This window comes from Burkholderia sp. SJZ089, assembly GCF_007828315.1.
GTDB lineage: Bacteria > Pseudomonadota > Gammaproteobacteria > Burkholderiales > Burkholderiaceae > Burkholderia > Burkholderia gladioli.
Genome location: NZ_VIUM01000006.1, coordinates 282027 through 306831, shown reverse-complemented (window position 1 = coordinate 306831; position 24805 = coordinate 282027). Strand labels below are relative to the sequence as shown.

Sequence of the window (24805 nt, the reverse complement as noted above, 5' to 3'; positions counted from 1 at the left end):
CGCCCGACCGCGCCGCCCACCACGATCTGCCGCCGCCCGCCTGCCGACGGGCGGCACCCTCCCTCACAGCAAGGCCACCAGGTTCGCGACCACCTGCTCGCGCTCGCGTTCGCGCGTGGCCAGCGCCAGGCGCGCCACCGCCGGCACGCCGTCGATGTCGAGATAACGCACGCCCTGCACGCGCACCTGCTCGAACGCGGCCGGCACGATCGACAGCCCCAGCCCGGCCGCCACCAGGTTGATCACCGAGGAGATCTGCGGCGCCTCCTGCGCGAGCCGCGGCAGGAAGCCGGCGCGCCGGCAGGCATCGAGGATCTCGGCGTAGAGCGTGGCGCCGGCCGGCCCCGGCACCAGCACGAAGGCCTCGTCGGCGAGCTCGGCCAATGCCACGCGCCGCCGCTGCGCGAAGCGATGCGAGGCCGGCACCACCAGCTTCATCGGCTCGTCGGGAAACGGCCGCAGCGCCAGGCCCTCGAACGAGGTCGGGCCCGGCCGCACGAACACCGCGTCGAGCCGCTCGTCCGCGAGCCGCCGCACCAGCTCGGGCGTGTTGGCCTCGTCGAGCGACACGTCCACGCCGGGATAGGCGGCCTTGAAGCGCTGGATCAGCGCCGGCACCACGGGGTTGAACACGGCCGAGGCGGTGAAGCCGAGCCGCAGGATGCCGGTTTCGCCATTGCCGGCCTGCTGGGCCGCGCGCCGCGCCCGCGCCGCGTCGTCAAGCACCCGCGCGGCCTCGACGCGGAAGGCCTGGCCCGCGCTGGTCAGCACCACGCCGTGCGCGGTGCGCCGGAACAGCTCGACGCCGAGCTCGCGCTCCAGGTTGCGGATCTGCTGGCTGAGCGGCGGCTGGCCGATGCCGAGCCGCTCGGCCGCGCGCGTCACATTCGATTCCTCGGCGATCGCGAGGAAATAACGGAGATGGCGGAGTTCCATGAGATATCTGTGAAACGTCTTTCTCTGATCCTTTTCATATATTGGACAGTATAACTAGCGACGCGGACAATCGGGGCTGTCGTCAAGTCCTTACGTGCGTACCATCATGAGCCCCGCTTCCTGCCCCGCCCCGCCAGCCGCCGACACGCGCGTCGCCCCCGGCAGCGCCGACTATCGCCGCATCAGCCTCGCACTGTTCCTGGCCGGTTTCTCGACCTTCTCGCTGCTGTACTGCGTGCAGCCGCTGCTGCCGCTGTTCGCGCAGGCCTTCTCGATCGGCGCGGCGCAGAGCTCGCTGGCGCTGTCGCTGTCCACCGGCTGCCTCGCCGTCGCGATCCTGGCGGCCAGCGCGCTGTCCGAGCGCCTGAGCCGGCGCCGCCTGATGTTCGTGTCGATGGCGCTGGCCGCCGCGCTGAACCTGGCGGCCGCCTGGATGCCGAGCTGGCCGGGCGTGCTGGTGGCGCGCGCGCTCGAGGGCCTGGTGCTGGGCGGCGTGCCGGCCACCGCGATGGCCTATCTGGCCGAGGAGATCCAGCCGCGCGGGCTCGGCCTGTCGATGGGGCTCTACGTGGGCGGCACCGCCTTCGGCGGGATGGTCGGGCGGGTCGGCATGAGCATGCTGAGCGACTGGATGTCGTGGCGCGCGGCGATGCAGTGGATCGGCGCGATCGACATCGCGGTGGCGATCGGCTTCGCGCTGCTGCTGCCCGCCTCGCGCCACTTCGTGCCGCGCGCGGGCGTGAGCCTCGGCGAGCATGTCGCGCAATGGCGTCGCCAGCTCGCGCACCCGGCCCTGCCGGCGGTGTTCGCGATCGGCTTCCTGGCGATGGGCGAATTCGTGACGATCTACAACTACGCGGGCTTCCGCCTGATGGCGCCGCCCTTCTCGCTCGACGCCACCCGCTGCGGCCTGATCTTCAGCGCCTACGTGTTCGGCATCGTCGCCTCCTCCACGGCCGGCGCGCTGGCCGACCGCTTCGGCCGGGCCCCGGTGATCGTGGCCGGGCTGGCGACCAGCGCGGCCGGCGTGGCGCTCACGCTGGACGCCTCGCTGGCGGTGGTGATCGTCGGCATCGCGCTGCTGACGATCGGCTTCTTCATCACGCACTCGGTGGCCAGCAGCTGGGTGGGCCTGCTCGCGCAGGGCGCCAAGAGTTATGCCTCGGCGCTCTACCTGCTGGCCTATTACGTCGGCTCCAGCGTGCTCGGTTCCTGGGGCGGGCAGTTCTGGCAGGACGGCGGCTGGCACGCGGTGGCGGCCTATGCGCTGGCTTTGCTGGCGGCGGCCCTGGCCTGCGTGGCCTACCTGGCGCGCGCCGCGCGGCGGGTGACGCGCCCGGCTGGCGGGGCGCACACGGCTTGAAGCGCGGGTAAGGCGCGATCCCGCCGTCACCGTCGACATCGCCTCCCCTTCCCCCAAGTCGCCTCATCGACCCATCGCTACACGGACCTGCCACACAGGCCTGCCACACTGCCGCGCAACCCGGCTCACCCCCGGCCCCAGCGACAGGACAGCCCCCAGGATAGCCCCATGTGGCAGGAAGACCGTCATCAACGCATCCGCGCGCTGCTCACCGCGCTGCATCGCGTCTCGACCGAACGCATCATGGCCGAGCTGGGCGTGTCGCGCGAAACCGTGCGGCGCGACCTGCTCGACCTCGAAACCCTCGGCGACCTGGTACGCGTGCGCGGCGGCGCGATACGTCCCGACGCGCCGGCCGCCGCCATCGAACGCGCGCCCGCGCGCGAACGCGTCGAGCGGGCCATCGCCAAGGCGGCGGCGGCCCAGGTCGGCGCCGGCCAGACCCTGTTCCTCGACGCCGACAGCCGCAGCCTGGCGCTGGCCGACGAACTGGTCGCGCTCGAAGGCCTGACCATCCTCACCAACTCGCTCGACGTGGTCGCGCGCCTGCGAGCGCCGCTGACGCAAGCGGCCAACGCCAACCAGGTGATCATGCTGGGCGGCGCGGTGGCCGCCCGGACGCTGGCCACCGCGAGCGCCGAGACGGTGCGCGAGATCCAGCGCCATCGCGCCGACCTGGCCCTGCTCGCGCCGGACGGCCTGGACGCGCGGCACGGCGCGAGCCATGTCGACCGCGCCCAGGCCGAGGTGGCGCGCGCGATGTGCGAGGCGGCCGACCGCGTGGTGATGCTGGCCGATGCCGCGCGCCTGGGCCTGCGCAGCCGCGTGAGCTATTGCGCGGCCGACGCGATCGACCTGCTCGTCACCGAACGCGGCGCCGCCGGTGCCGACGCCTTGGCCGCGCTGGAGCGGCGCCTGCCGAAGGTGCTGCTGGCCTGACGCGCCGGCGCCCGGCGCGGGTATCGATGCGAGGCGCGCCCACCGCGCCGGGGCAACAACGCCACGGAATGACACGCGACTGACAAGCTCGACGTAAAGAATCGCACGGGGAAACCGCCCAATGCCGCTCGCCAGTGGCTTTCGGGCCGGTTGCAGAGATTTGCTGATTTGCCGATTCGTGGAATTGTCGTTAGCATTTTTCATCGTTCCGGTTTCGCGCCCCGCCTCCCTGTCGCGATCCGGCTGCCCGCCCCGTTGTCGTCAGGAAGTCCGATGAGCCGTCGTCACCTCGCGCTGTTCGATCTCGACCACACCCTGCTGCCGCTCGACAGCGACCAGTCCTGGGCGCACTTCCTGGCCCGGATCGGCATCGACGGCGCGGCCGAGCACGTGGCCTCGATCGACCGCCTCTATCGCGACTACGCGGCCGGCGCGCTCGACATGGACGGCTACCTGCGCGTGGCGCTCGCGCCGCTGGCGCGCCATACGCGCGCCGAGCTCGACGGCTGGCACCAGCGCTACATGGCCGACGTGATCGAGCCGGCGATCCTGCCGGCCGCGCGCGAGCTGATCGAGCGCCACCGGCAGGCCGGCGACCTGTGCTGCATCGTCACCGCCTCGAATGCCTTCGTGACCGGCCCGATCGGCCGCGCGCTCGGCTTCGAGCACCTGCTGGCGATCGAGCTGGCCACCGAGGGCGGCGATCCGGCCGCGCGCTACACCGGCGCGGCGCTCGGCGTGGCCTCGTTCCGCGAAGGCAAGATCACGCGCACCGAGCAATGGCTGGCCACGCTCGGCGCCAGCCTCGAGGATTTCCCGCGCAGCTTCTTCTACAGCGACTCGATCAACGACCTGCCGCTGCTGGAGCGCGTCACCGACCCGGTCGCCACCAACCCGGATGCGCGATTACGGGCGATCGCCGACAAACGCGGCTGGCCCGTGCTCGAGCTGTTCCCCTGAACCCGGAGGGGCCGGCAACCGATATGCCGGCGCCGTCCCCGCCATTTGCCTCGCCGCCCCGATCGCGACGATGCCGCACGACGACGCCGCGCCCCGGGCGCCGCCGTCCCGACCGAATACCGACAACGATGAAAGAACGCGCCACCGTCCTGTGCCGACGCGACAACAAGATCCTGCTGGTGACGCGGGCCCGCTCGCGCTGGGCCCTGCCCGGCGGCACCATCCACGCCGGCGAGACGCCGCATGAGGCGGCCTGCCGCGAACTGTTCGAGGAAACCCGCCTCGACGATCTCGAACTGCACTACGCGTTCCAGTTCGGCGGGCTCAGCAAGCGCCACCACGTCTTCATCGCCGACGTGCCGGCCGGACGCAAGGCTGTGGCCAGCAACGAGATCCTGCGCTGCCACTGGTTCGGCCGCCGCAAGTTCGAGACGCTGGCCGTCAGCGTGCCGACGCGCAAGATCGTCGAGATGGTGACGAAGATGGGGACGTGAGGGCGTCGATCCCGACCTCGCCGCCCTCACGTCCGGGACCGGCGCGGCGGCACGAACGCGCCGCGCTCCCTTCAATCGAACGCGCGCCCCATGCGCTCGGCGTCCTCGGCCGATTGCGGGCGCAGCAGCTCGAACATCGCAGATGGCTCGATCGCCGCGTAGTCGCCGGGGCCGCCGGCGCGCAGCACCGGGTGCGCCTCGGCGGTGCGATAGATGCCGTCGCGCAGCAGCTCGCGGCGGATGTGCACGGCCACCACCTCGCCCAGCACCAGCCAGCTGTCGAGCTCGCCGCCGCCGGCATCCTGCAGGCGCACGATCTGGGTCTTGCGGCACTCGAAGTGCACCGGGCTGGCCGCCACGCGCAGCGCGCGCACGCGCCGCGACGGCACCAGCTCCAGGCGCGCCACGTCCGCCTCGCTCCGGCCGCGCGGCAGCGGCGCGCAACTGATGTTCATCTGCTCGACCAGCGCGCGCGTGGTGAGGTTCCAGACGAATTCGCCGGTCGCGTCGATGTTCGCCACGCTGTCCTTCCAGCCCAGGCTGGCGAAGCCGATGATCGGCGGCCGGTAGTTGAAGCCGTTGAAGAAACTGTAGGGCGCGAGGTTCGGCCGGCCTTCGGCGTCGACGCTCGAGATCCAGCCGATCGGGCGCGGCCCGATGATCGCGTTGAACGGGTCGTGCGGCAGGCCGTGGCCGGCCGCCGGTTCGTAGTAGTGGTAAGGGGATTCCTGGGGCGCGCTCACGCGGGGCTCCTGCTCGAGTCGGGGAAGAATGGCGCGCGGGGCCGGCCGGGGTCGAGGCCGGATCGCGGCGCGCGCCGCAGCCTCGAACACTAGCGCATCTCGCCGCGCGTTGCAGGGCGCCGCCCGTGCGCGGCGCGTGTGCCGAGCACTGCCTAGCCGCCGGCCCCTGGCGCGCTATGGCAGACTGTCGGGCGCTCGCCGCCCCCTAATCAGCCCCGCTCCAACCTGCCGCCCAAGCCGCGCCGCCACTCGATGCCCACCTCGCCGCCCCTGCCCGCCTGGCTGATCGCCGCACTCGAGCGGCGCGCGCTGCGCCTGGATGCCGACCAGTTGTCCGCGGCGGCGCGCCTGGATGCCTTGCTGACGGGCGCCCTGCCCGAGGACGTGATCGGCGCCTACTGCTACGGGCCGCCGGGGCGCGGCAAGAGCCTGCTGGCCGCGCTGTTCCACGAGGCCTATCCCGGCGCGCGCGTGCGCACCCATTTCCACGCCTTCCTGCGCGACGTGAACCGCCGCCTGGTGGCCGCGCCGCCGTCCGACGACAAGCTCGGCGAGGTGCTCGCGCAATGGCTCGGCGACAGCCAACTGCTCTGGTTCGACGAATTCCACGTGCACGACATCGCCGACGCGCTGATCCTCGCCGCGCTGCTGCGCGTGGCCATCGCGCGGCGCGTCCACCTGCTGTTCACCTCGAACCAGGCGCCCGCGGCGCTGCTGCCCGATCCCGAATTCCATCATCGCTTCGAGCCGACCATCGCCGCGCTCCAGGCGCATTGCCTGATGCTGCCCTTCGAGGGCGCCGTCGACTATCGGCGCATCGCGCCCGGGCCTGGCCGCCAGGCCGCGCCGGCCGGCGAAGCCACGCCCGGCGACGGCAGCCTCGCCGCGCTGTTCGCGCGCCACGGCGACACCATCCTCGCCACCGACACGCGCGTGCCGATCGCCACGCGCCCGCTCGAAGCCAGGGCGGCAGGCGCCCACACCCTGTTCTGCGACTTCGATGCGCTCTGCGCGCAGGCCCGCTCGCATCTCGACTACCTCGACCTGGCCGCGCGCTACCGCGTGCTGATCCTCGACCACGTGGCGCTCGACGCGTCCACCGCGCGCGCCACGCTGCAGCGCTTCGTCTGGCTGGTCGACATCCTCTACGACCAGCAGGCCAGCCTGGTCTTCCTGCACGACGCCGACCACGAGGCACGCGTCGGCCAGCGCGACGACGTGCACGGCATCGAGCGGACTTGGTCGCGCATCAGCGAGATGCGTGCGGCGGCGCGAGGCTGATCGCGCCCCGATCGCCGTCGATCGCCCGCCGCCCGCCCTCGTTCGTCCCGAAGCGCCGCCCCATGGGCCTCACCGGGCACTGGCAGATCGCATCGAATTCACGCGAGACCGATTGCACAGGCCAAAAAGACTGTATATATTTACAGTACCAGATCACCCGACGAGGTCTTCCATGACGACGATGTCCGACCTGAGCCCGAGCAGCCAAACCGGCGCGCGCCCCGATGCCGACTGGCTGGTCGACGATTACGAACTCGAGCAGATCGAGTCGCACCGCGCGCGCTACCGCGCCACCCAGGATCTGCACCAGATCCTCGTCACGCTGGCGCGCCGTGCCTTCGGCCCGCGGCGTGGCAGCCCGTTCGGCGAGCTGCGCGGCCCGAGCTGGGCGATGCTGCTGGCGATCGAGGAGCGTGCCTTCAACGACCCCGGCTTCCGGGCCCGCCACGATCCGTCGATGCTCGCCAGCCTGCCGCGGCTGGCCGGGCGGCGCGGCCTGGAGGAGGAGCAGCACGCCGAGGCGAACCTGCGCGTGGACGACGACGACATGCCGCTCGTGATCGGCGTGGCGGCCGCCCTGCTGGGCGCGAACGACATCGAGGTCGATTGAGGGCGCCCGCCGCGCGCGGCGCCCGAACCCGCCTTGCGCTTCTCCGCCCCATCCGACTGGCGTGACCAGCCGGCGCTTCCCGCGCCGGCTTTTCTTCATTCGGCTTGTCTTCGTTCCCTTCCCGCTCTCTGACTGCATCGGCCGAACCCGAAGCAGGTAGTGTCCATACCGGTATCCCCAGGCGTCTGTTTGCGCCTTCGCGCGCGGCGTAGCATCGTCCCGATCGCCGCCCCGCACCGCGCACGGCGGCCCCACAAGACCGCTACCACCGAGGAGACGCGATGAGCCGTCCCGCTTACCGCCCGCCGGCCGGCACCGACGACGACGGCCACGCGCACTGGCGCCGCAACCTGGCCGTCTGCGTGTTCGGCTCGTTCACCACCATCGTCTCGATGACCCTGCTGCTGCCCTTCCTGCCGCTCTATGTCGAGCAGCTCGGCGTGCACGAGCCGGCCGCGATCGTGCAATGGTCCGGCATCGCCTACGGCGCGACCTTCTTCACCGCCGCGCTGACGGCGCCGCTGTGGGGGCGCCTGGCCGATCGCTACGGGCGCAAGCTGATGCTGATCCGCGCCAGCCTGGGCATGACCATCGTGATGTCGCTGATGGGGATCGCGCACGACGTCTGGCAACTGGTCGCGCTGCGGCTCGCGGTGGGCCTGCTGGGCGGCTACGCCTCGGGCTCCACCGTGCTGGTCGCCACCCAGACGCCGAAGGCGCGCTGCGGCTGGGCGCTCGGCCTGCTGTCCTCGGGCATCATGGCCGGCAATATCGCCGGGCCGCTGATCGGCGGCTGGCTGCCCTCGCTGATCGGCATCCGCGCGACCTTCCAGGTGGCCGGCGCCGCGATCGGCCTGACCTTCCTCGCCACCGTGTTCCTGATCAAGCGCGACCGCCCCGCCGCGGCCGGCCGCGGCGCCGCCGACAAGCCCGGCTGGGCCGCGCTGCCCGACCGGCGCCCGGTGGCCACGATGCTGGTCACCGGCGCGCTGCTGATGCTGGCCAACATGTCGATCGAGCCGATCATCACGGTCTATGTCGCGCAACTGGTGCCGGCGCACCAGGTCACCCTGGTGGCCGGGCTGGTGATGTCGGGCGCCGCGCTCGGCAGCATCCTGTCGGCTTCGCGGCTCGGCCGGCTGGCCGACCGGATCGGCCACTGGAACGTGATCGTCGGCTGCCTGGCCGCCTCGGCGGTGCTGCTGGTCCCGCAGGCCTTCGTCACCACCGGCTGGCAGTTGATCGCCCTGCGCTTCGCGATGGGCATCGCGCTGGGCGGCCTGCTGCCCTGCGTGGCCAGCGTGATCCGCCACGCCGCGCCGCCCTCGGTGGCCGGCACCCTGCTCGGCTACTCGACCTCCTCGCAATACGCGGGGCAGGTGCTCGGGCCGCTCGCCGGCGGCTACTTCGGCGGTCACTACGGGATGCGCTCGACTTTCTTCGGCACCGCCGCGATCATGGCGCTCGGCGCGCTGGGCAATGCGATGATGCGCGCGCGGGTGGCGCGCTCGGGCGGGGCCGGCACGCGGCCGGCGGCAGCGGAATGAGGGGATGAGGCGGGAAACTGAAGCGGGGAAACCGAGGCGGGAAATGCGCAGCGAGCGCGACGGCCAGCTTCAGTACGACATGCCGTCGACGCGCATCGCCACCGATACCGGGTCCTGCCGCGACAGCATCTCGCGAAAGCGCACGCCGCCGCGTTCGTTGGCCGGATCGCGTTCGGCTGCGTATTCGAAGCGTCCGCCGCAAGGTGCGTCGAAGCAGCGGAACACATTGGCGCCGGAGCGATCGCGGTCGAGCCGGCGCGAACCCTGCCAGCCCTGCGCGCCCATGAAATTGCCGCCCGCGATCAGGTCGTCGAGATCGCCGACCTCGAAGGCGATGCGGTTGATGCCGGGACGATTGGCGCGCTCGCTCAGGCGCAGGCCGTGACGGCCGACGCCGGCGCCGCAGCGCAGGAAGCTGCCCGCGCCCGGCGCCGAGGCGGCCAGTTCGAAACCGAGCCGGTGCCGATAGAAATCGATCGCCGCGTCGCGTCCCGCCTCGGGAATGTCGAGCGTGACACGCGCCAGCCGCAGCACGCGTGCGCGCGTATAGGCATCGAAGGTGCGGTTCCAGTAGAACAGGTCGTCGCGCACGCCCTGCGCGCGGCCCGCGCCATCCCCGCCGCGACGGATCTCGCCGATCGGCAGGGGCTGCGCGAGCGCGAAGCCGATCGCGTAGCCGGTCTCGTCATGGGTATGCAGCACGCCCTCGCCATCCACGCGCACCGCGCGATCGCGCGACAGCGTGTTGTGCAGCGCATCGAGCGAGGCGACCGAATCGACGCCCCAGATCAGCTCGCGCAAGGTCGAGCCGGCCTCCAGGCCTTCGGGCAGGTCGCGCGCCTGCGCGGCGACCAATCGCAGCGACTGGTTCGCGGGCGTGGCGAACACGACGCGATCGTTGCTGGTATCGATACGAGCGAGGCCAAAATCCTCGACGAAACGGATACTGTCGGCAAGTTCGTCAACACCGTACGTCACTGATTCGATTCTGGTAATCGCCATCGGGTCGTCTCCGGTCTTTGCTGCTTGTTCTGGCATTGCGCATGCATCGCGCCGGCCGGACAGTCTAGCATCGACGACGGGAACCCGCCGGCGCGGAAAAAAGCACGAACGGACTTCCCGATGCGCCGGTTCGCGCATCTAGCCCGGCGCCAGTTTTTGCCCGGCCAGCAGTTGATGATGCCGGGCCTCGGTCTGCTCGTCGGCGGGAAACATCGATTCGAGACGCAGCTCCTGCGCGCTCACGCTCTGCGGCGCGCCCACCGTGGTGACCAGCGAGAAGTAGCGCAGCACCACGCCGTCCTTGACGAAGCCCAGCGGGATCATCGGCAGGCCCGCCGAGGATGCGCTCGCGCGATGCGTGCGCCAGTCGCGCGGCACCGCCGGATAGGCGAGCAGTTCGTCGAGCAGGCGCCGCGTGCCGGCATCCACGGCATGGCCCACCGTCTCGCGATGCAGGCGCTGCAGCAGGCTGCGCGCCACCGCGTCCCAGTCGGCCAGGAAGGGGCGCAGGCCGCGCGGATCGAAGATCAGGTGCAGCATGTTGCGCGGCTCCTGGCGCGCGGCCATGTCGATGAAGCTGCCGAACAAGCGCAGCGCCGCCTGGTTGTTCATCAGCACGTCCCAGTGACGATCCATCACGATCGCCGGAAAAGGTTCGTGCTGCGAAACGAGCCGCTCCAGCGCGCGGATCACGCCCTGCATCTCCTGCGCGTTCCAGGGCGGCTCCGCATAGACGGGCGCGTAGCCGGCCGCGAGCAGCAAGGCATTGCGTTCGCGCAGCGGCACCTCGAGCGCCTGGGCCAGCGTCAGCAGCGTGTCGCGGCCCGGCACGCTGCGCCCGCTCTCGATGAAGCTGATCTGCCGCTGCGAGATGCCGGCCTCGAGCGACAGCCCGAGCTGGCTCGCGCCGCGCACACCACGCCAGTAGCGCAGCAGCTCGCCCAGCTCGCTGGCGGCGGCTTTCGGATCGGAACGGTCGGCGCTCATCGGATCTCCTTGCATGGCGTGACCAGCGTGACACGGGGCGGCACGAGCGGCCAACCCGCTCAAACCGCCGGTGCCTGCCAGGCGTAAGCCTCGAATTGTGCCTCGAGCGGCGGCCGCGTCACGCCGCAACTGTAGTTGGTGATGGTCGAGGCCGCCACCACGGCGACCACCTCCAGCACCTGCGGCGCGCCGAAGCCGGCCGCGAGGAAGGCCTCGCGATCCGCCTCGGGCAGGCGGCCGCGCCGCTCGATCAGCTTGCGCGCCAGCGCCGAGAGCGCGGCGAGCCGCGGGTCCTCGGGCAGCTCGCCGCGCCGGATCGCCTCGACGTCGGCGGGCGCCACGCCCTGCTGCATGGCCAGCACGGTATGGAAGGCCACCGGCCAGGCGCTGGCATTGACCACCGCGTTGGTCAGCAGCAGCACCTGGATCTGCGGCTCGGTGAGGCTGCTCGCATGCACCTGCTCGAACAGGCCGATGAAGCCGCGGATCAGCACCGGCGAGGCCGCCATGGTGGCGGCCACGTTCGGGATCAGGCCGAAGGCCTGCTGCAACTGGCGCAGCACCGGCTGAGATTGCGCGGGGGCGGATTCGATCGTATGGACGGGATAAAGCGACATGATGGCTCCGGGTCGACGCGCGCCGCCGGAATGGCAGCGCGACCCGGCCAGACTATGCGCGCCCGCGCGACGCGCCAATTACATCGGATGTCATCGCCGGGCCGCCGCGGCATCGCTCACCACGGCACCACGCGCCCCTGGTAGTCGAGGTATTGCAGGCCCGGGCGCCCGGCGTTCGCCGCGATCGTGTCGACCAGCCTCGGGATGCTCTCGTCGATGCCCAGGCGCGCCTGCGGGCCGCCCATGTCAGTGCGCACCCAGCCCGGCGCCATCAGCAGCAGCGTGCGCGCATCGCCGGCATGGCGCGCCGCGAAGCTGCGCATCAGCATGTTCAGCGCGGCCTTGCTGGCGCGGTAGACCTCGTAGTTGCCGTTCTCGTTGTTGGCCACGCTGCCCTGCCCCGATGACATCAGGCCGATCGTGCCCGCGGCCGTCACCAGGGATTCGAAACGCTCGATCACGCGCATCGGGCTCAGTGCGTTGGTCACCATCACGCGCACGAACTCCTCGGTGGAGACATCGGCGATCGTCTCGCCGTCGTCGTTCTTCACGCCCGCGTTGACGAACAGCAGCTCGAGTCGGCGCCCGGCGAGCCGCCGATGCAAGGCCTCGACCTGCTCGGGCACGGTGATGTCGACGGTCTCGACCTCGAGCAGGCCGCCGGCGCGCTCGGCACGCCGGCGCAGCGCGCCCAGCGAGCTGGCGCGGCCGGTGGCGATCACGCGCCAGCCGCGTTGCAGGTATTGATCGACCAGGGCGAAACCGAGGCCGCGCGAGGCCCCGACGATCAGCGCGGTCGCTTGGGAATGGGAATGTGTCATGTGGGATGTCCTGGCAAGCCGGCCGACGCCATCGTCGGCCGATGCAGGCAATGTAGCGAGCGGCCCGGCCGGGCGGAAGGCGCGCGGCGTGCAGGGATGGGTTGCAGCGGACGCCATGTCGGAATGCCCATGCTAGGATCCGCGCATGGCCGATTCCGACCTCAATCTCCTCGTCGCGCTCGACGCCCTGCTGGCCGAGGCCAGCGTGGCCGGCGCCGCGCGACGGCTCGGCCTGAGCGCCTCGGCGATGAGCCGCACGCTGACGCGGCTGCGCGAGGCCACCGGCGACCCGCTGCTGGTGCGCGCCGGGCGCCAGATGCTGCTCACCCCGCATGCCGAGGCGATCCGCTCACGCACCCGCGACACCCTGCACGAAGCCCTGGCCGTGCTGCGCCCCGCCGGCGCCGACCTGGACCTGGCCTCGCTGCGCCGCACCCTGACGATCCGCAGCAACGAGGGTTTCGTCGAGGCCTTCGGCGCGGCCCTGGTCGCGGCCGCCGCGGCCGAGGCGCCGCATCTGCGACTGCGCTTCACCGCCAAGCCCTCGAAGAGCGCCGCGGCGCTGCGCGACGGCTCGGCCGAACTCGAGATCGGCGTGCTCGGCGAGATGGGGCCGGAAGTGCGCCTGCAGGCGCTGTTCCGCGATCGTTTCGTGGGCGTGGTCAGGCAGGGGCATGCGCTGGCTCGCGAGGACGTGGTCAGCGCCGAGGCTTATGCCGGCTTCGGGCATGTGGTCGCCTCGCGTCACGAGGACCCGCGCGGCCCCGTCGACGACGCGCTGGCCGAGCTCGGCCTGCAACGCGCGATCGTGGCGGTGGTGCCGGGCTTCCCGGCCGCGCTGGCGATCGCGCGCGGCACCGACCTGGTGTCGCTGGTGCCGGCCTCGTTCCTGGTTCATCGCGGCGCCACGGCCGAGGACGGCCTGCATGTGTTCGAGCTGCCGGTCGCGACCGCGCGAATCACCGTCTCGCAGATGTGGCACCCGCGTCTCGAGGCCGATCCCGTGCATCGCTGGCTGCGCCAGCGCGTGCTCGCCGAATGCCGGCGGCTGATGCCGGACTGAGCCGGATCGAGCCCCGGCCCGACAGCCCCGCTCCGATCCGCGGATCACATCGACGAGCAGCGCCTCGCCGCCCGTCACCGCTACCTCGATCGCTCGACGGGCAAGCCCCGCGAACCCCCTCAACCCAAGCCCGGCCCCGACAAGGGCAGCCCCGCGCCCGCGTGCGCATCGGCCGGCGGTGCATCGCGCGGCGTCTCCAGCGCCAGCGCCTCGTGATGCGTGCGATCGAGCACCGCGCGCGCCCGGTCCATGTCGAGCGCGCCGTCCCAGCGCGCCACCACCACCGTCGCCACGCCGTTGCCGATCAGGTTGGTGACCGCGCGCGCCTCGTTGAGGAAGCGATCGACGCCGAGCAGCAGCACCAGCCCCGAGACGGGAATCTGCCGCATCGTCGCCAGGGTCGCGGCCAGCGCGACGAAACCGGCACCCGCCACGCCGGCCGAGCCCTTCGAGCTCAGCAGCAGCACGCCCAGCACCAGCAACTGATCCCAGATCGACAGGTGGAGGTTCATGGCCTGCGCGATGAACAGCGCCGCCATCGTCAGGTAGATCGCCGTGCCGTCGGCGTTGAAGGTATAGCCGGTCGGCAGCACCATGCCGACCACCGGCCGCGAGCAGCCCATGCGCTCCATCTTCAGCAGCATCTGCGGCAGCACCGCCTCGGTCGAGGCGGTGCCGAGCGTGATCAGGATCTCGTCCTTGATGTAGCGGAGGTATTTCCACAGCGACAGCCCGCACAGGCGCATCGCCAGCCCGAGCCCGAGCGCCACGAACAGCACCGAGCTCAGGTAGAGGCACAGCATCAGCTGGCCGAACGAGGCCAGCGTGCCGATGCCGTACTTGCCGATGGTGAAGGCCATGCCGCCGAAGGCGCCGATCGGCGCGACGTACATGACGATGCGCACCACCCCGAACATGCCCTGCAGGAACATGTCGAGCATGTCGACCAGCGGCGCGGTGCGCGGCCCGAGCTTGGCCAGCGCGATCGCGAAGATCACCGAGAAGAAGATGATCGGCAGGATCTCGCCCTTGGCGAAGGCGCCGACGATGCTGCCCGGCACGATGCTCATGAAGAACTCGAGCATGCCGTGCTGCTGGGCCGCGTGCGTGTAGGTGGCGATCGAGGCGCTGTCGAGCGTGGCCGGGTCGATGTTCATACCGCTGCCGGGCCGCACCAGATTGACGATCACCAGGCCGATCAGCAGCGCGAGCGTCGAGGCCACTTCGAAATACAGCAGCGCCTTGACGCCGACGCGGCCCGCCTCGTGCAGGTCGTTCATGCGCGCGATGCCGACCACCACCGAGGCGAAGATGATCGGCGCGAGCGCCATGCGGATCAGCTTGATGAAGAGGTCGCCGAGCGGCTTCAACTGCGAGCCGAGATCGGGAAGGAAGTGGCCGACCACGACGCCGGCGAGGATACCGATCAGCACCTGCACGTAGAGGCGCGAAAGCGATTTCCGGATGCGCGATACCAGCATGTCTGTCTCCTGTGCATGCCGTCTTCCGATGGGAACCGGAACGCGCGCCTGCCGCGTCTGTCTCGTCGCGGCCCTGCACGCGAATCCGCCAGTCTTTCTTGTTCTGGAAGTGAAACGGCGGGGCCGCGTGGTCGGACGCGGCCCCGCGATGGACTGCCTGCCGCGCTCAGTCCGACAGCTTGCGCATCTCGACGATCAGGTCCGACTTGCCCTCGAAGCCGATGCCCGGCAGCTCCGGCATGGTGATGTAGCCGTTGTCGACCTTCACGCCGTCGGGGAAGCCGCCGTAAGGCTGGAACAGGTCCGGATAGGATTCGTTGCCGCCCAGCCCGAGCCCCGCCGCGATGTTCAGCGACATCTGGTGGCCGCCGTGCGGGATGCAGCGCCTGGCCGACCAGCCGTGCTCGCGCAGCATCTCCAGCGTGCGCAGGTACTCCACCAGGCCGTAGCTGAGCGCGCAGTCGAACTGCAGCCAGTCGCGGTCGGCGCGCATGCCGCCGTAGCGGATCAGATTGCGCGCGTCCTGCATCGAGAACAGGTCCTCGCCGGTGGCCATCGGGTTCGCGTAGTAGTTGCGCAGCGTGGCCTGCAGCTCGAAGTCGAGCGGGTCGCCCGGCTCCTCGTACCAGAACAGGTCGTATTGCGAGAGTGCCTTGGCGTACTGCACCGCGGTGTCGAGATCGAAGCGGCCGTTGGCGTCCACCGCCAGCTTCTGGCCGTCGCCGAGCACGCTGAGGATCGAGTCGATGCGGCGCAGGTCCTCGTCGAGCGAGGCGCCGCCGATCTTCTTCTTGACCACCGTGTAGCCGCGGTCGAGATAGCTGCGCATCTCGTCCTTGAGCTTGCCGTGGTCCTGGCCCGGGTAGTAATACCCGCCCGCCGCGTAGACGAAGATCCTGCGATCGGGCTGGCCGTCGCCGTAGCGATCGGCCAGCAACTGGAACAGCGGCTTGCCCTCGATCTTCGCCACCGCGTCCCACACGGCCATGTCGATGGTGCCGATCGCCACCGAGCGCTCGCCATGGCCGCCCGGCTTCTCGTTCTGGAACAGGGTGGCCCAGATCCTGTGCGGATCGAGATTGGTGCCGGCGTCGTCCACCAGCGAGGCCGGGGCGGCCTCGAGCAGGCGCGGGATGAAGCGCTCGCGCATCAGCGTGCCCTGGCCGTAGCGGCCGTTCGAATTGAAGCCGTAGCCGACCACCGGCTTGCCGTCGCGGATCACGTCGGTGATCACCGCCACCAGGCTCAGCGTCATCTTGCTGAAATCGATGTAGGCATTGCGGATGGGCGAGCTGATCGGGACGGTCTTTTCGCGGATTTCTACGATTCTCATGCGGGTGTCTCCTGGTGACACGAATTCTCGGTGTTCCGGCACGCAAACCATGCGGCAACGGGGTCTAGCTTAGTCGTGTCGAGCGGCGCTAGAATTCACCGAAATTCATTTCACCTTTCACCAGAAGTGAAAACCGACATCACCTCCGACTTCGCGTTCTTCGTCCAGCTGGCCAAGCTCGGGAGCCTGTCGGGCGCGGCGCGCTCGATGGGGCTCACGCCGCCGGCGGCCACCAAGCGGCTCGGCATCCTGGAGGCGCGCCTGGGCGCGCGGCTGGTGAACCGCACCACGCGCAGCATCAGCCTCACGCCCGAGGGCGAGACCTACGCGCGCTACGCGGCGCGCATCCTGGAGCAGGTGCGCGAGATGGAGGATGCGATCGCCGGCACGCCGGCCGATCCGCACGGGCGCCTGCGCGTGAACGCCACCCTGGGTTTCGGTCGCACCACCATCGCACCGCTGGTTTCCGAGTTCGCCAAGCGCTACCCGCACGTGGACGTGCAGTTCGTGGTGACCGACAAGCCGGTCGACCTGGTCGAGGGCGGTTTCGACATGGCGATCCGCTTCGGCGAGCTGCCCGACGGCCGGCTGCGCGCGCGCCGCCTGATGAGCAACCGGCGCTTCCTGTGCGCCTCGCCGAAGTACCTGGAGCGCGCCGGCACGCCGCTGCGCAAGGAGGAACTGGTCGCGCATCGCTGCATCATCCACAGCCAGAACGACGATGCCCATGGCGTCTGGAACTTCATCCAGGACGATCACCTGGAGGCGCTGAAGGTGAACGGCTCGCTGTCGAGCAACGACGGCGACATCGTGCTGCGCTGGGCGCTCGACGGCCACGGCATCCTGATCCGCTCCGAATGGGATCTCGCCAAGTACCTGCAGAGCGGGCGCCTCAGGCTGGTGCTGCCCGAGGTGGTGCTGCCCTCGGCCGACCTCTATGTCTACTATCCCGGGCAGCGCAAGCAGAGCACGCGCTCGCGCGCCTTCATCGACTTCCTGGTCGACCACTTCCAGGCGCCCTTCATCCCCGTCGACGTCGCGCAGGCGGCGACGCTGGCCGCGCAGGCGCCCGCCAGATCGGCGCGCCGGCGCCGGGCCGCGACGGGTTCAAACGAGGAAGCTTGAGGGACGCCCGCCGAGTCGGCAACGGGCAGCCCGCGTGGCGAGGCCGGGCTCGTCGCGCTCAGCCGGCCGCCTCGTCCAGGCGCGCCAGCACCTCGTCGGCGATCGCCAGCGAGGCGGTCAGCCCCGGCGATTCGATGCCGTACAGGTTCACCAGCCCCGCCACGCCGTGCACGCCGGCGCCCTGGATCACGAAGTCGGCATCGGGCGTGTCGAGCTTGGGGCGGATGCCCGAGTAGGCGGGTTGCAGGGACTGGTCGGGCAGCGCCGGCCAGTAGCGCCGGATCGCCGCGTAGAAGCGCTCGGCGCGGGCCGGGTCGACGCGGTAGTCGATGCCGTCGACCCATTCCACGTCGGGGCCGAAACGCGCCTGGTTGGCCAGGTCCAGCGTCAGGTGCACGCCGAGCCCGCCGGGCTCCGGCACCGGGTAGATCAGCCGCGAGAACGGCGCGCGCCCCGCCAGCGAGTAGTAATTGCCCTTGGCGTAGCGCTCGCGCGGGATCGTGTCGGCGGGCAGGCCCCGCAAGGCACGCGCCACCGCCTGCGCATGCAGGCCGGCCGCGTTGATCACGCGGCGCGCGCGTATCGTCATCGGCTCGTCGCCGCCCACCTCCAGCTCGATCAGCGGGCCGCCGGCCTCGCGCAGGATCTCGCCGCCGCTCACCGGCGAGCGATAGGCGATCATCGCGCCGGCGCGCTCGGCGTCGCCGAGCAGCGCGAGCATCAGCGCATGGCTGTCGACAATGCCCGTCGAGGGCGATTCGAGCGCGGCCACGCAGTGCAGCGAGGGTTCCAGCGCACGCGCCCGAGCGGCGTCCAGGCGGCGCAGGTCGGTCACGCCGTTGGCGCGCGCGGCCGCCTCGATCGCGTCGAGCGCGTCGCGCTGCGCCGCGTCGGTCGCGACGATCAGCTTGCCGCAGCGCCGATGCGGCACGCCGCCGGCCTCGCAATAGGCATAGAGCTGCTGCTTGCCCGCCACGCACAGACGCGCCTTCAGCGAACCGGCCGCGTAATAGATCCCGGCGTGGATCACCTCGCTGTTGCGCGAGCTGGTGCCGGTGCCGATCATCGCTTCCGACTCGACGATCACCGTCTCCCAGCCGCGCCGCGCGCAGGCGCGCGCCACCGCGAGGCCCACCACGCCGGCGCCGATCACCACGCACTCCACGCTGTCCGTCATCTGCTCGGTCTCCTGGCTCGATCGGTGCCGTGTTCGTCGCGCCGACCGGCGCGCGATCCGACACGACACGACATGAGGAAACCGCAGCATAGCGTAGCCTCTCCACCGGCACGCTCGCGCATCGCATCCCGCAAGCTTCGCGCCAGGAAGACGGCGGCGCCGGCTGCTGCGCGCCGGCAGGCTTCAGCCCGGCACGATGTCGAGGAAGGTCAGCGGCACGCCCGAAGGCTGGCCCTGCAGTTCGCCGTCGCGCATCACCGGCCGGCCGCGCAGCACCGTCGAGATCGGCCAGCCGCGGCACCAGACGCCGTCGTACGGCGTCCAGCCCGAGACGCTGGCGATCCAGTCGTTGCCGATCATGCGGCGCGCGGCCAGGTCGACGATCGTCAGGTCGGCGTCGTAGCCCAGCGCGATGCGCCCCTTGCCCTCGATGCCGAACAGCCGCGCCGGCCCCGCGCTGGTCAGGTCGACCAGGCGCTGCAGGCTCAGGCGGCCGAGCGCGACGTGGTCGAGCATCAACGGCAGCAGGGTCTGCACGCCGGTCATGCCGCTCGGCGAATCGGGATAGGGTCGCGCCTTTTCCTCGCGCGTGTGCGGCGCGTGATCGCTGCCGATCACGTCCACCACGCCGTCGCGCACCGCCTGCCACAGCGCCTCGCGATGGTAGGCGTCGCGCACCGGCGGATTCATCTGCGCGAGGCTGCCGAGCCGCTCGTAGCAGGCCGGCGCGTCGAGCGTCAGGTGGTGCGGCGTGACCTCGACGCTGACGCGCCGCTTGTGCTGCGCGAGAAAGGCCATCTCCTCGGCGGTGGTCACATGCAGCACGTGCAGCTTGCGGCCCGTCTCGGCGGCCATGCCGACCACCCGGCGGGTCGCCAGCAAGGCGCTTTCCGGATCGCGCCAGCGCGGATGGTCGCGCACGTCGCGGCTGGCTTCCACCAGCGCGCGCCGCTCGCGCAGCCGCGCCTCGTCCTCGGCGTGCACGGCCATGCGACGCCGGCCGTTGCGCACGATGCGGCGCAGCACGCTATCCTCGTCGGCCAGCAGGTTGCCGAACGAACTGCCCATGAACACCTTCACGCCGGCGCAGCCGGGCAGCGTCTCCAGCACCGCGAGCCGCTCGGCATTGAGCGCCGAGCCGCCGAGGTAGAAGGCGTGATCGCACCAGGCCCGGCCGCGCGCGAGCTGCAGCTTGTCGCGCAGGTCCGAGGCCTCCAGCGTGAGCGGCTGGGTGTTGGGCATCTCGAACACCGCCGTCACGCCGCCGAGCACGGCGCCGCGCGTACCGGCCTCGAGCGTCTCCTTGTGGGTCAGGCCCGGGTCGCGGAAATGCACCTGGGTGTCGATCACGCCCGGCAGCACGTGCAGGCCGTCGGCCGCGAGCCGCGTCTCGGCGCTCCAGCGCCGGGACAGCTCGCCGAGCGCGACGATCCGGCCGTCCAGGCAGGCGATGTCGATGCCGGCCTCGCCGCCCGGCGTGAGCACCGTGCCGCCCGTCACCAGCAGGTCGGCATGGCGCCGAGCGAGGCGAGCGTCGAATTCGTCCTGTTCGAGGGTGCCGCTCATGCCGCTCCTCCGCCTTGTCGCGTGATGCGCATCGGTCGCCTCAGAATTCGTTCTGAATGTGTTTGTAGCCATGCACGAGTTCGTTGTTGGTGCGCGCGACGTCCTCGGAGAATTCGCTCGCGTCGGGCGTGACCTGCGGATAGGCCTCGAGATCCGTCTCGGGTCCGATGCGCTCGGTGGAAGGCACGTGGAAATGCGGCGGCAGCCGGCAGCCGTCCACCACCGCGTTGTAGCGCACCACGCAGCGGTCGCCCACCACGCAGTTGAACAGCACGCTGTTGAAGCCGATGAACACGCCGTCGCCGATCTCGCAGGGGCCATGCACGATGGCCCGGTGCGCGATCGAGGTGCGCTGGCCGATGCTCACGCGCGCGCCCGACTTCGAGTGGATCACCACGCCGTCCTGGATGTTCGAGTGCGCGCCGATCACGATCGGCTCGATATGGCCGTTCGCGTCGATCTCGTCGGCGCGGATCACCGCGTAAGGCCCGATGAAGACGTTCGCCTCGACGATCACCAGGCCGCAGAGCACGGCGGTCGGATCGACGAAGGCGTCGGGATGGATTCGCGGCAGGTCGCCGCGCGGGTTCTTGCGGATCATGTGCGGAAGCTCAACCCTTGTGCTGGTTGCGGGCGCCGCCCTGGCGCGCCTTGAAACGCGGATTGGTCTTGCAGATCACGTAGATGCGTCCGCGGCGGCGCACCACCTGGCAGTTGCGATCGCGTTGTTTCGCTTCCTTCAGCGAGGACAGGACTTGCATGTCTCGGGCTCCGTTGGATGAGAGGATGGGCTCAGTACGCCGGCGTCGGCGCGACCGGCCCTGGATTGGCGATCCGCTCGCCGCGCGCGAGCCGCGCCAGCAGCGCGGGATCGCGCCATTCCCCGCGGATCGCCGGGGAAAATTCGATGTCCCGAAGATCGATCGGCCCCATCCTCGGGTTCACGGCGTCGGCGCGAAAGCACTGCGCGTAGCCGGTCTCGGTCTCGTGGACGATCACCGAGTGCAGTTGCACGTCGGCCTCGCCATTGGCCATGTCGGTCGCGCCGAGCAGCGTGTCGATCAGGCGGAACAACAGGCGCGAGAACTGCTCGGCGCTCGGCGAGACGGGCAGCAGCACCCAGCGCTCGGAATGGCGGCGCATCGCGGCGAGGTAGTCGGCATCGTCGTGGCGCCAGAGCGCGACCGCGTGGTCGAAGCCGTCGATCAGCTCGCGCGCCTCGTGCTTGAGCAGGCCGAAGTCGTAGACCATCTGGCCGTGGTCGAACGCGTGGGCCTCGAGCAGCAGTTCGACGCGATAGGAATGGCCATGCACCGAGCTCGCGCAACGCCGCGTGGTGCAGCCGCGCACGATATGCGCGCTCTCGAAGCGGAACAGCTTGCGGATCAGCATCGTGCGCCCTGGGTCGCGAAGCGGGGGCGGCGCAGGCCGCCGGCGGTGTCGTCGGCGCGGGCTTCCGGATCCGCCTCGACGGCGGCTGCCGGTTCGAGGTCGAATTCATCGGCCGGCGCGCGCCGCGCGCGTTCGCGCGGCACGGCCTCGGCGCCGAGTTCACGCAGGGCCGATTCGGGCGCGCGCTGCAGCAGGCCGAGCGGCCGCGCGGAAGCCAGCAAGCGCGACTTCGCGCGGATCCGGGCGGATTCGGTCGCCGCGCCGTCGACGGCGGCCAGCAGACCGTTGAGCCGCACCAGCGCGGCCGGCACGTTGAGGTCGTTGCGCAGCGCGGCCAGCACCGCTTCGTCGGGTTCCACCTCGGTGTCGACGCGTGTGTCGCGCGCCGCCGCCAGCACGTGGTAGCCGCGCGTGAGCGTGCGCCGCGCCGAGGACAGGCGCTGCAGGTTCCAGTTCAGCGGCTGCCGGTAATGCACCGACAGCAGGGCGAGCCGGATCGCCTCGCCGGGCGCGCGCTCGCGCAGCTCTCGCAGCGTCACCACGTTGCGCAGCGGCTTCGACATCTTCTGCCAGTTCACGGTCAGGAAGGCGTTGTGCAGCCAGGTCCGGCTCGGCGGCATGCCGTTCGCGCAGGCGAGCTGCGCGATCTCGTTCTCGTGATGCGGATGGATCAGGTCCTGCCCGCCGCCATGGATATCGATCTCGCGGCCCAGCTCGCGCTCCAGCACTGCGGTGGATTGCGCATGCCAGCCGGGCCGCCCGGCGCCCCAGGGGCTGGGCCATGCCGGGAAGCCATGCTCGGCCGGCTTCCAGAGCACGAAATCGAGCGGATGGCGCCGGCGCGGCACGGGTTCGCCGCGCGCCAGCGCGATCATGTCCTCCACCGGGCGGCCGCAAAGCCGGCCATGACCGGGATACGAGGGCACGTGGAACAGCACGTGCCCGGCCTCGATGTAGGCATGGCCGCGCTCCAGCAGGCGCGCGGACTGCTCGACCACGCCCGCCACCTGCTCGCTCGCGCGAGGTTCGACGTCGGGCGCGAGCACGCCGAGCGCGTCGAGGTCCTCGCGCCAGGCGTCGCGATAACGCGCGGTGAAGGCCTCGACGGACTCGCCGGCGGCGAGCGCGGCCGCGTGGATGCGGTCGTCGACATCGGCCAGCCGGCCGACATGGAGCACGTCCGGGTAGTGCAGGCGCAGCAGCCGGGCGAGCACGTCGAACACCACTGCCGGGCGCACGTTGCCCAGGTGCGCATGGTCGTGCAGGGTCGGGCCGCCGACATAGAGGGTCACTCGTCCCGGCACCGGCGTGCGCAGCGGCGACTTTTCGCGCGTGAGCGTGTTGTAGAGCTGGATCGGCGCGTTCATGCGGGCATCTCCCGTGGACGCGAAGCTTGCGCGGCTGCGCTTTCCGAGTCGGCATGCCTCGTCGTCATTTCGGAAAACGAAATAATTGTGCGAGCGGGATTCATGCCGACATGTCTCTGCAAGGATTGAGGTGGCCCGCACGGAATCGGTCCAGGAATGGACGCGCTGCCTCGGGCATGGCTGCCGGCGGGCGCATTGGATGCGGCACGTGCGGCGACAAAGACCGCCGGGCAAATGGCGTCTCGCTACGAACTCGACCGCGATGTGCCGGCGAGAGGCGATGTTACGATATAACGTATCAATTCACAAGCGGAGCACGGCAAGGGGCGCCCGGCCAGCCGAGCCTCAATCAATACATGGGAAACAAATCGACGGCATCGTCGGGCCTTACCTCGCCAAAGGAAGCAAAACCCGCCCGGCGCCGGCCGCTCAGCCCACCACGCCCGTCACCAGCAGCAGGTTGGTGCCGGTGATCACGGCGAACAGCAGCCAGGCGAACAGGCGCGCGGGCAGGCCGATCGCGTTGTCCTGCATCAGCCGGCGGTCGCTGACCGAGCGGATCAGCGGCCACATCGCGAACGGCAGTTGCAGGCTCAGCAGCACCTGGCTCCACACCAGCAGCTTGCCGACCGAGCCGTCGCCGAGCACCAGCACGCCGATCAGCGCCGGCACCAGGGCCAGCCCGCGCGTGATCAGGCGACGCTGGTAGCAGGGAATCTTCACTTGCAGGAAACCGTCCATGATCACCTGCCCGGCGATCGTGCCGGTCAGCGTCGAACTTTGCCCGGAAGCCAGCAGCGCGATGCCGAACAGGATCGCCGCGCCGCCGCCCACCAGCGGCGTGATCAGCTGGTAGGCCTGCTCGATGTCGGCCACGCCGGTATGCCCCGCCGCGTGGAAGGCCGAACCGGCCAGGATCAGGATCGCCGCGTTCACGCACATCGCCACCAGCAGCGACACCCAGGTATCGACGCGCACCATCGCCAGCGTGTCGCGAAACTGGCCGCGCTCGCCGCCGGTGACGCGGCGAGTCTGGACCACCGAGGAATGCAGGTAGAGGTTGTGCGGCATGATGGTCGCGCCGACGATGCCCAGCGCCAGCACGATCGCGTCCTTGCTGTCATGGCCCGGGTTGCCCGGCACCAGGCCCGCGGCCACCGCGTGCCAGTCGGGCGGCACCATCGCCACCTGCGCCACAAAGCAGCACGCCATGGTGCCGATCAGGCCCAGCACGATCGCCTCGATCTGCCGGAAGCCCTTGCCCTGCAGGCCCAGCACGATCACCGTGTCGAGCGCGGTCAGCACGATGCCCCAGGCCAGTGGCACGCCCAGCAGCAGCTTGAAGGCCAGCGCGCAGCCCAGCACCTCGGCGATGTCGCAGGCAATGATCGAGATCTCGGCGGTGACCCATTGCAGCCACTTGCCGAACGGGCCGTAGCGTTCGTAGCTGGCCTGCGCGAGGTCGCGCCCGGTCACCAGGCCGAGCCGCGCGGCCAGCATCTGCAGGAAGATCGCCGCCAGGCTCGAGAAGGCCACCACCCACAGCAGCGAATAGCCGAATTCGGAGCCGGCCTGGATGTCGGTCGCCCAGTTGCCCGGGTCCATGTAGCCGATCGCCACCAGCAGGCCGGGGCCGGCGAAGCGGCGCAGCTTCTGGGACCACGGCGCGCGGGCGTCGATGGTGATGCTGCCCTTCACTTCGGCGGGACAGAACGGGGCGGTCGGGATGGTCGGCAGCGGCATTGGGGGCGGGCGAGAAAAAGGGGGCGGCACGGCGGAACCCGTGCATTGTACTGAGGCCGGAAAGATCCGGCCGGGATCGTGCGCCGCGAACGACGCCGCCCTATTCTCGTCCCCTCCCGGCGCCGCCGAGGGCGAGCCTGGGCCAAGAGCTCTCGAGCCACCGACGCGACGAGCCGGCCCGGGTCAACGCGTCGGGCCGCCACCGCGACGAGCGCCCCCTTGCCGGCGCGTCAGGCCGCCGCCGCGATGCGAACCTGT

The 24805-nt window shown here is 70.7% G+C and carries 24 protein-coding genes; 9 read left to right on the top strand and 15 right to left on the bottom strand.

Annotation, left to right across the window (positions count from 1 at the left end; all coding sequences use genetic code 11):
- Nucleotides 1-63: 63 nt before the first annotated feature.
- On the bottom strand, nucleotides 64-936 hold the full coding sequence (locus tag FB600_RS13830) for a LysR family transcriptional regulator (protein ID WP_036034144.1): 873 nt from the start codon (nucleotides 934-936) through the stop codon (nucleotides 64-66).
- 106 nt (nucleotides 937-1042) lie between these two features.
- Between FB600_RS13830 and FB600_RS13825 the strand changes: the two genes are divergently transcribed.
- From FB600_RS13825 to FB600_RS13810, 4 genes are all read left to right on the top strand, one after another.
- Nucleotides 1043-2299 carry an MFS transporter gene (locus FB600_RS13825; protein ID WP_098154275.1) on the top strand — a complete coding sequence of 419 codons (1257 nt, stop codon included), beginning with the start codon at nucleotides 1043-1045 and terminating at the stop codon, nucleotides 2297-2299.
- A gap of 168 nt (nucleotides 2300-2467) precedes the next feature.
- Nucleotides 2468-3238, top strand: coding sequence for a DeoR/GlpR family DNA-binding transcription regulator (locus FB600_RS13820; protein WP_096749360.1), 771 nt, complete (start codon nucleotides 2468-2470; stop codon nucleotides 3236-3238).
- Nucleotides 3239-3511: 273 nt separating this feature from the next.
- Entirely contained in the window at nucleotides 3512-4198 is a 687-nt protein-coding gene (locus tag FB600_RS13815; protein WP_145756886.1) for an HAD family hydrolase, read from the top strand.
- 128 nt (nucleotides 4199-4326) lie between these two features.
- Entirely contained in the window at nucleotides 4327-4692 is a 366-nt protein-coding gene (locus tag FB600_RS13810; protein WP_017920116.1) for an NUDIX hydrolase, read from the top strand.
- Between the two features lie 71 nt (nucleotides 4693-4763).
- Here FB600_RS13810 and FB600_RS13805 read toward each other — a convergent pair whose 3' ends face one another.
- Nucleotides 4764-5435, bottom strand: a complete 672-nt coding sequence (locus FB600_RS13805) for a flavin reductase family protein (protein ID WP_096749362.1) — start codon at nucleotides 5433-5435, stop codon at nucleotides 4764-4766.
- Nucleotides 5436-5687: 252 nt separating this feature from the next.
- Here FB600_RS13805 and zapE point away from each other — a divergent pair, with 252 nt between their 5' ends.
- From zapE to FB600_RS13790, 3 genes are all read left to right on the top strand, one after another.
- Nucleotides 5688-6716: a cell division protein ZapE gene (zapE, locus tag FB600_RS13800; protein WP_098154276.1), complete on the top strand. Its 1029-nt coding sequence runs from the start codon at nucleotides 5688-5690 to the stop codon at nucleotides 6714-6716.
- 172 nt (nucleotides 6717-6888) lie between these two features.
- Complete coding sequence (locus FB600_RS13795) at nucleotides 6889-7326, top strand: DUF2471 family protein (protein WP_013697316.1); 438 nt, start codon at nucleotides 6889-6891, stop codon at nucleotides 7324-7326.
- Nucleotides 7327-7607: 281 nt separating this feature from the next.
- A complete protein-coding gene (locus FB600_RS13790) occupies nucleotides 7608-8873 on the top strand; it encodes an MFS transporter (protein WP_098181151.1) in 1266 nt (421 codons plus the stop codon).
- A gap of 69 nt (nucleotides 8874-8942) precedes the next feature.
- Here FB600_RS13790 and FB600_RS13785 read toward each other — a convergent pair whose 3' ends face one another.
- From FB600_RS13785 to FB600_RS13770, 4 genes are all read right to left on the bottom strand, one after another.
- Nucleotides 8943-9875 (bottom strand): VOC family protein, encoded by a 933-nt coding sequence (locus FB600_RS13785; RefSeq protein WP_047835347.1) that lies wholly within the window; start codon nucleotides 9873-9875, stop codon nucleotides 8943-8945.
- Between the two features lie 138 nt (nucleotides 9876-10013).
- Entirely contained in the window at nucleotides 10014-10862 is an 849-nt protein-coding gene (locus FB600_RS13780; protein WP_145756888.1) for a helix-turn-helix domain-containing protein, read from the bottom strand.
- Between the two features lie 59 nt (nucleotides 10863-10921).
- Nucleotides 10922-11479, bottom strand: coding sequence for a carboxymuconolactone decarboxylase family protein (locus FB600_RS13775; RefSeq protein ID WP_145756889.1), 558 nt, complete (start codon nucleotides 11477-11479; stop codon nucleotides 10922-10924).
- Nucleotides 11480-11595: 116 nt separating this feature from the next.
- The gene (locus FB600_RS13770) at nucleotides 11596-12300 is read right to left on the bottom strand and encodes an SDR family NAD(P)-dependent oxidoreductase (RefSeq protein WP_098154281.1); all 705 of its coding nucleotides are present in this window, start codon (nucleotides 12298-12300) and stop codon (nucleotides 11596-11598) included.
- 145 nt (nucleotides 12301-12445) lie between these two features.
- On the opposite strand from FB600_RS13770, the gene FB600_RS13765 reads away from it, so the two are divergent.
- Nucleotides 12446-13363, top strand: coding sequence for a LysR family transcriptional regulator (locus tag FB600_RS13765; protein WP_096749370.1), 918 nt, complete (start codon nucleotides 12446-12448; stop codon nucleotides 13361-13363).
- Between the two features lie 119 nt (nucleotides 13364-13482).
- Here the strand turns inward: FB600_RS13765 and dctA are convergent, their stop codons facing one another.
- Nucleotides 13483-14844, bottom strand: coding sequence for a C4-dicarboxylate transporter DctA (gene dctA, locus FB600_RS13760; protein WP_145756890.1), 1362 nt, complete (start codon nucleotides 14842-14844; stop codon nucleotides 13483-13485).
- A 166-nt stretch (nucleotides 14845-15010) separates the two neighbouring features.
- The gene (locus FB600_RS13755; protein ID WP_145756891.1) at nucleotides 15011-16177 is read right to left on the bottom strand and encodes a mandelate racemase/muconate lactonizing enzyme family protein; all 1167 of its coding nucleotides are present in this window, start codon (nucleotides 16175-16177) and stop codon (nucleotides 15011-15013) included.
- A 126-nt stretch (nucleotides 16178-16303) separates the two neighbouring features.
- On the opposite strand from FB600_RS13755, the gene FB600_RS13750 reads away from it, so the two are divergent.
- Nucleotides 16304-17302 (top strand): LysR family transcriptional regulator, encoded by a 999-nt coding sequence (locus FB600_RS13750; protein ID WP_098154283.1) that lies wholly within the window; start codon nucleotides 16304-16306, stop codon nucleotides 17300-17302.
- Nucleotides 17303-17360: 58 nt separating this feature from the next.
- Here the strand turns inward: FB600_RS13750 and FB600_RS13745 are convergent, their stop codons facing one another.
- The 7 genes from FB600_RS13745 to FB600_RS13715 all read right to left on the bottom strand — a co-directional run bounded on the left by FB600_RS13745 (nucleotide 17361) and on the right by FB600_RS13715 (nucleotide 24547).
- Nucleotides 17361-18479 carry an NAD(P)/FAD-dependent oxidoreductase gene (locus FB600_RS13745; RefSeq protein WP_096749374.1) on the bottom strand — a complete coding sequence of 373 codons (1119 nt, stop codon included), beginning with the start codon at nucleotides 18477-18479 and terminating at the stop codon, nucleotides 17361-17363.
- Between the two features lie 183 nt (nucleotides 18480-18662).
- Complete coding sequence (locus tag FB600_RS13740; RefSeq protein ID WP_096749375.1) at nucleotides 18663-20045, bottom strand: dihydroorotase; 1383 nt, start codon at nucleotides 20043-20045, stop codon at nucleotides 18663-18665.
- A 40-nt stretch (nucleotides 20046-20085) separates the two neighbouring features.
- Nucleotides 20086-20646 carry a carbonate dehydratase gene (locus FB600_RS13735; RefSeq protein WP_013697304.1) on the bottom strand — a complete coding sequence of 187 codons (561 nt, stop codon included), beginning with the start codon at nucleotides 20644-20646 and terminating at the stop codon, nucleotides 20086-20088.
- A 10-nt stretch (nucleotides 20647-20656) separates the two neighbouring features.
- Nucleotides 20657-20806 (bottom strand): type B 50S ribosomal protein L36, encoded by a 150-nt coding sequence (gene ykgO, locus FB600_RS13730; protein ID WP_096749377.1) that lies wholly within the window; start codon nucleotides 20804-20806, stop codon nucleotides 20657-20659.
- 31 nt (nucleotides 20807-20837) lie between these two features.
- Nucleotides 20838-21437, bottom strand: a complete 600-nt coding sequence (locus FB600_RS13725; protein ID WP_096749378.1) for a 6-pyruvoyl trahydropterin synthase family protein — start codon at nucleotides 21435-21437, stop codon at nucleotides 20838-20840.
- Nucleotides 21431-22804 (bottom strand): cysteine--tRNA ligase, encoded by a 1374-nt coding sequence (locus FB600_RS13720; RefSeq protein ID WP_145756892.1) that lies wholly within the window; start codon nucleotides 22802-22804, stop codon nucleotides 21431-21433. The genes FB600_RS13725 and FB600_RS13720 overlap by 7 nt, the downstream gene beginning before the upstream one ends.
- Before the next feature lie 429 nt (nucleotides 22805-23233).
- A complete protein-coding gene (locus tag FB600_RS13715) occupies nucleotides 23234-24547 on the bottom strand; it encodes an Nramp family divalent metal transporter (protein ID WP_096749380.1) in 1314 nt (437 codons plus the stop codon).
- Nucleotides 24548-24805 lie beyond the last annotated feature (258 nt).